We start from the raw sequence: 6,047 nt of genomic DNA on the forward strand, positions 1-6,047 counted from the left end.
GGCCAATGGTACTTCGTCTCAAGGCGCGGGAGAGTAGGTCGCCGCCAGGTCCGCCAAAAGGATATCTCGATTACAAGTCCAAGAACCCTCCCTCACAATCTCAAACAACACCCTGACGCGGGGTGGAGCAGCCCGGTAGCTCGTCAGGCTCATAACCTGAAGGTCACAGGTTCAAATCCTGTCCCCGCACCCAAGGTCCCCTACGGCTAAGTCAGCTTTTCGACGCCCCGTCCGCTTGCGGCCGGGGCTTTTTGACACCTTCGCGTGCAACCTATAGCGGCATTTTGGCAACGCTCGCCGCCTGAAGCGCGAATTTTTGTGGCTTAGGCCGTCTTGATGCCGATTTTCTCCATTCAAAGCCCATAGCGCGTAGCGCGGTTTTGCGTCATGACTTCCGTCGGAAGGACACGGGCCGACTATCAGCCCGTCGATTGAGGTGTTTGAGGATAATATGGCGAACGGTGTCGTTAAGTGGTTCAACCCGGCCAAGGGCTTTGGTTTCATTCAGCCCGAGGACGGCGGCCAGGACGTGTTCGTCCACATCGCCGCGGTTGAACGCTCGGGCCTGGCGGGCCTGAACGAAGGTGATCAAGTCAATTACGAGCTGGAAGAAGACCGCCGCTCGGGCAAAACCTCGGCCGGCAATCTGCGGGTCACGGGCCAGGGCGCTGTTCCGACCGGCGCCGGCGGTGGCGCTCGCGGTGGCGCTCGTCCCCCGCGCAGCTTCGACGGTCCGCGCGGCGGCGGTGGCGGCGGCGGCGGTTTCTCGGGCGGCTCCGGCGAGGCGGGCACGGGCGTGGTGAAGTGGTTCAACACGACTAAGGGCTTCGGCTTCATCCAGCCGGACAACGGCGGCGGCGATGTGTTCGTGCACATCTCGGCCGTGGAACGCGCCGGTCTGCGCGGCCTGAACGAAGGCCAGCAAGTCGGTTACGAGCTTGAACAGGATCGCCGCTCGGGCAAGACTTCGGCCGGCAACCTGCGCATCCTCTAGGACACGCCGACAACGAAAAAGCCGCCCGGACGGACGGCTTTTTCAGAGCGTTTTGGGAGGCCCCGCCGACGCGGAAGCGTCGGACGGGGCCTCTTGCCGTTCAAAAGCGCGGCTTAAGGACGCACCCTCTCAGGCCCCGATTCGCGCCTTGTCCGAGGCCGCCTGATTCACCGCCAGGGCTGTCAGATTGACGATGCCGCGGGCCGTGACGCTGGGGATCAGCACGTGCACCGGCTTGCTCATGCCCAGCAGGATGGGGCCGACCAGCAGGGATTCGGTGGCGGCGCTGAGCAAGGTCAGGCCGATATTGGCCGCGTCCAGGGTCGGCATGACCAGCAGGTTGGCCGAGCCCTTCAGCGGGCTGTCGGCGACCATGCGGTCGCGCAGGTGCTGGCTGAGGGCGGCGTCGGCGTGCATCTCGCCGTCGACTTCCAGCTCCGGCGCTTGGGCGCGTAACAGAGCCAGGGCCTCACGCATCTTGCGGGCGGTCGGCGAGTTGCTGGCCCCGAACGAGGAGTGCGAGAGCAGGGCGGCCTTGGGTATCAGGCCAAAGCGGCGGACAGCCTCGGCGGCCAGCTGGGTGACCTCGCAGATCTGGTCGGCGGTCGGATCCACGTTTACGTGGGTGTCGCAGAAGAACAGCGTGCCGGTCTGCAGGATCAGCGTCGACATGGCGTAGACGCGGCTGACATTGTCCCGCTTAGGGATGATCGGCAGGGCGTATTTCATGTGCTGCCACCAGTCGCCGCTGCCGCCGACCAGGGCGGCCTCGACATAGCCGGACGCGAGCAGCATCGAGGCGGCCACGGTGCGGCGGCCCTGGACGCGGCGCTCGGCGGCGCTTGGCGGCACGCCGCGCCGGCCGACCAGGCGCTGGTAGTCGGCGACCAGCGGGCCGAACAGCGCCTTGTCGGTCTGCGGGTCGACGATCTCGATCGCGCCACCGAGGTCCAGGCGTAGGCCCATCTCCGCGACCTTGGCCTTGATGACGTCGCGGCGGCCGACCAGCACCGGTCTGGCCAGGCCCTCGTCGACCACGGTCTGGACGGCGCGCAGCACGCGCTCGTCCTCGCCCTCGGCATAGGCGACCTTGACCGGCGCCTTGCGGGCCCGCTCGAACACCGGCCGCATCAGCTGGCCCGAGCGATAGACGAACAGCTCCAGCTCGGCCTGATAGGCGTCGAAGTCGGCGATCGGCCGGGTGGCGACGCCGCTGTCCATGGCCGCCCGGGCCACGGCCGGGGCGATCTGCAGGATCAGGCGCGGATCGAACGGCTTGGGGATGATGTATTGCGAACCGAACACCGGCGCCGCGCCGCCATAGGCGCTGGCGACCACTTCCGACGCCTCGGCACGGGCCAGCTCGGCGATGGCCTCGACGGCGGCGACCTTCATCGCCTCGTTGATCTCGCTGGCCCCGACGTCCAGGGCGCCCCGGAAAATGAACGGGAAGCAGAGGACGTTGTTGACCTGGTTGGGATAGTCGCTGCGGCCGGTGGCCATGATCGCGTCGGGCCGGGCGGCATAGACCAGCTCGGGCAGGATCTCCGGATCCGGATTGGCCATGGCCAGGATCAGCGGGTTCGGAGCCAGCAGCGGCAGCCACTCGGGCTTGAACACGCGCGGGGCCGAGAGGCCCAGGAAGATGTCGGCGCCCGGCAGCACTTCGGGCAGGGTGCGCGCGTCGGTCTGGCGAGCATAGCGCGCCATGTTGTCGGGCATGTCCGGCTCGCGGCCGGCGTGCACCACGCCCTTGATGTCGGTCAGGGTGACGTTCTCGACCGGCAGGCCCATCGAGACCAAGAGGTCGACGCAGGCCAGGGCGGCCGCGCCGGCGCCCGAGGTGACCAGCTTGACGTCCTTCAGGGTCTTGCCCTGGACGAGCAGGGCGTTGCGGACCGCCGCCGCGCAGACGATGGCGGTGCCGTGCTGGTCGTCGTGGAAGACCGGAATGTTCATCCGCTCGCGCAGGGCGCGCTCGATGACGAAACACTCGGGGGCCTTGATGTCCTCGAGATTGATGCCGCCAAAAGTGGGCTCCAGGGCCGCGACCACCTCGATGAAGCGGTCGGGATCCTCGGCGTCGACTTCGATGTCGAAGACGTCGATGCCGGCGAACTTCTTGAACAGGACCGCCTTGCCTTCCATCACCGGCTTGCTGGCCAGCGGGCCGATATTGCCCAGGCCCAGCACGGCCGTGCCGTTGGAGATCACGGCCACCAGGTTGCCGCGCGCGGTGTAGTCGCGCGCCAGGTCGGGGTTCTCGGCGATGGCCAGGCAGGGCGCGGCGACGCCGGGCGAATAGGCCAGGGCGAGGTCGCGCTGGGTGGCCATCCGCTTGGTGGCTTCGATCGCCAGTTTCCCAGGCCGCGGAAGACGGTGGTAGTCCAGGGCGGCTTTACGGAAATCCTCGTCCATCGATCGTTCCTCTGGCGGCCTGCGCGGCGCATCTGGCTGGCTTCGTCTCAGCGCGAAGCGTCGGCGCCTTTGCTAGCGGGGTTGGCGCGGCAATTCCAACTCTTCGCCGCCGATTGGGTGTTTTTTATTGGTAGCGGTACCAGTCGTCGGCGGGATCAGAAGCGGATTCCGGCTCTCATAAGTAATAAATCTATTATATAATGCCTGTGCTTCGGGCGCCGCACGCCGCCTTCCTCGGCGCTTGTCCTTCCGGCGCGGTCGCGCGGGGCAAGGCGCTGGACAGGGCGGGCGGAGCGCCCGAGCATCGGTTCGAGACGGCGATCAGAGGGCGGAGCATGAGCGGATTGACGACCCATATCCTCGACCAGGCGGCCGGAAAGCCGGCGGCCGGGGTCGTGGTGCGCGTGTCGCGGCGCGAGGGCTCTGACCTCGCCCCGGTGGCGGAATTCCGCACGGACGCCGACGGCCGTGCGCGGCTTGTCGCTGGCGAGGACCTGAAGGTGGGCGGCTACCGCCTGGAGTTCGCGATCGGCGAGCACTTCAAGGCCTCGAACCTGCCGGTCACCGACCCGCCGTTCCTGGACGTCGTGATCATCGATTTTTCGGTGTCGAACGTCGAGCAGCACTGGCACGTGCCGCTGCTGGTCTCGCCGTACGGCTATTCCACCTACCGGGGCAGCTGATGGGCGAGACGATCAGGTTCCTGCTGGACGGGGAGGTCCATGAGGTCCGCGGGGCCAACCCGACGACGACCTTGCTTGAGCACCTGCGTGGCCCGATGCGCCGCACCGGGACCAAGGAGGGCTGCGCCGAGGGCGACTGCGGTTCATGCACCGTGCTGGTTGGCGAGCCCGCCGGCGAAGGCGAGAATGTCGCCTGGCGGGTGGTCAACAGCTGCATCCAGTTCCTGCCCATGCTGCACGGCAAGGCATTGATGACGGTCGAGAGTTTGGCGAAAGGCGGCGCGCTGCATCCGGTGCAGCAGGCCATGGTCGACAAGCACGGCTCGCAGTGCGGGTTCTGCACGCCGGGCATCGTGATGTCTCTGTACGGTCGCGCGATCGCGGCCAAGGGGGCGGCCGCCCCGGTCGGCGAGGTGCTGGCTGGCAACCTGTGCCGCTGCACCGGCTATGGCCCGATCATCGAGGTGGCCAAGGGCGTCGCGGCCGAGCCCGCGCCGGCGGTCGACCTGTCAGTCGTCCGCGACGACACCATGCTTGAGCTCAGCTTCGAGGACCCGATCCACGGCGTCACCCGCCGCTGGCTGTCGCCGCGCACGGTCGCCGAGCTGGCCCAGGTCTACGAGGCCTATCCCGACGCCACGATCGTGGCCGGCGCCACCGATGTCGGCCTGTGGGTCACCAAGCAGCGGCGGCCTTTGCCGATCCTGATCAGCGTGTCCGAGGTCGCCGAACTGAAGGCGCTGGAGGCGACGGCCGACGGTCTGAAGATCGGCGCCGGCGTCCGCTATGTCGACGCCGTCGAGGCGATCTCGAAGCTCTATCCCGACCTGGGCGCGATGATGCGGCGCCTGGGCTCAACCCAAGTCCGCAACAGCGGCACTATCGGTGGCAACATCGCCAACGGCTCGCCGATCGGCGACATGCCGCCGGCCCTGATCGTGGCCGGAGCGACCCTGGTCCTGCGGAAGGGGAGCGAGCGCCGCGAGATGCCGCTGGAAGACTTCTTCCTCGACTACGGCAAGCAGGACCGACGGCCCGGCGAGTTCGTCGAGGCGGTGATCGCGCCGACGCTGCCGACAGACTGGATCTTCAAGGTTTTCAAGCTGTCCAAGCGTTTCGACCAGGACATCTCGGCGGTCTGCGGGGCGTTCTCGCTGGCGGTGAAGGATGGCGTGGTCACCGACGCCCGCATCGCCTTCGGAGGCATGGCCGGGACGCCGAAGCGGGCCAAGGCTTGCGAGGCGGCCCTGATCGGCCAGCCCTGGACCGAGGCCACGGTCGAGGCGGGGATGGCGGCGCTGGACATCGACTTCAAACCGATGAGCGACATGCGCGCCTCGGCGGCCTACCGGTCGCTGACCGCTCGGAATATGCTGCGCAAGGTGTTCCTGGAGAGCCAGGACCCGGATGCGGAGACCCGCATCGTCCCGGAGAGCGCGCATGGCTGACTCCGCCGCCACCGTCGTCGAGACCGCCCCGTTCCAGGGCGTCCACGCGCCTCTGCCGCATGACAGCGCCGCCCGCCACGTGGCGGGCTCGGCGATCTATATCGACGACATTCCCGAGCCGGCCGGCCTGCTGCACGTGCATCTGGGCATGAGCGCCAAGGCGCACGCGCGTATCACCAAGCTGGACCTTTCCGCCGTCCGCGCCGCCCCCGGCGTGGTGATAGTGCTGACCGCCGCCGACATCCCCGGCGAGAACGACGTCAGCCCGGTGATCCACGACGACAAGCTGTTCGCTGCCAGCGAGACGTCTGGGGGCGAGGTCTATTGCGTCGGCCAGAGCCTGTTCGCCGTCGCCGCCACCTCGATCGCCGCCGCCCGCGCCGCCGCCGGCCTGGCCGTGGTCGAGTACGAAGACTTGCCGGCCGCTATCGACATCGCCGCCGCCCGCGAGATGGACCTGAAGATCGAGACCTCGCAGCGCATGGCGCGCGGCGACGCCCAGGC

General features: G+C 67.9%; 4 protein-coding genes, 1 tRNA gene and 2 pseudogenes. 6 read left to right on the top strand and 1 reads right to left on the bottom strand.

What is annotated here, in order from left to right:
- Nucleotides 1-116: 116 nt before the first annotated feature.
- The 3 genes and pseudogenes from AC1DSO_RS24325 (at nucleotide 117) to AC1DSO_RS24335 (ending at nucleotide 994) form a co-directional block, all read left to right on the top strand.
- A tRNA-Met gene (locus AC1DSO_RS24325) sits at nucleotides 117-193 on the top strand.
- Nucleotides 194-451: 258 nt separating this feature from the next.
- Nucleotides 452-655 (top strand): annotated as a pseudogene (locus tag AC1DSO_RS24330) (cold-shock protein); the annotation flags it as partial.
- A gap of 141 nt (nucleotides 656-796) precedes the next feature.
- Nucleotides 797-994, top strand: coding sequence for a cold-shock protein (locus AC1DSO_RS24335; RefSeq protein WP_047412958.1), 198 nt, complete (start codon nucleotides 797-799; stop codon nucleotides 992-994).
- A 129-nt stretch (nucleotides 995-1,123) separates the two neighbouring features.
- On the opposite strand, the gene AC1DSO_RS24340 is transcribed toward AC1DSO_RS24335, so the two are convergent.
- Nucleotides 1,124-3,412, bottom strand: coding sequence for an NADP-dependent malic enzyme (locus AC1DSO_RS24340; protein WP_477071259.1), 2,289 nt, complete (start codon nucleotides 3,410-3,412; stop codon nucleotides 1,124-1,126).
- A gap of 335 nt (nucleotides 3,413-3,747) precedes the next feature.
- Between AC1DSO_RS24340 and uraH the strand changes: the two genes are divergently transcribed.
- From uraH to AC1DSO_RS24355, 3 genes and pseudogenes are all read left to right on the top strand, one after another.
- Entirely contained in the window at nucleotides 3,748-4,095 is a 348-nt protein-coding gene (gene uraH, locus AC1DSO_RS24345; protein ID WP_477071260.1) for a hydroxyisourate hydrolase, read from the top strand.
- Nucleotides 4,095-5,543 carry a xanthine dehydrogenase small subunit gene (xdhA, locus tag AC1DSO_RS24350; protein ID WP_477071261.1) on the top strand — a complete coding sequence of 483 codons (1,449 nt, stop codon included), beginning with the start codon at nucleotides 4,095-4,097 and terminating at the stop codon, nucleotides 5,541-5,543. The genes uraH and xdhA overlap by 1 nt, the downstream gene beginning before the upstream one ends.
- A pseudogene (locus tag AC1DSO_RS24355) lies at nucleotides 5,536-6,047 on the top strand (xanthine dehydrogenase molybdopterin binding subunit); the annotation flags it as partial. The gene xdhA and the pseudogene AC1DSO_RS24355, both read left to right, overlap by 8 nt.

This window comes from Caulobacter sp. P4_E5 (assembly GCF_056401555.1).

Excerpts from the sequence above, each read along its gene's own strand:
- AC1DSO_RS24340 (WP_477071259.1), bottom strand. The coding sequence starts at position 3,412 with ATGGACGAGGATTTCCGTAAAGCCGCCCTGGACTACCACCGTCTTCCG.
- uraH (WP_477071260.1), top strand. The coding sequence starts at position 3,748 with ATGAGCGGATTGACGACCCATATCCTCGACCAGGCGGCCGGAAAGCCG.
- xdhA (WP_477071261.1), top strand. The coding sequence starts at position 4,095 with ATGGGCGAGACGATCAGGTTCCTGCTGGACGGGGAGGTCCATGAGGTC.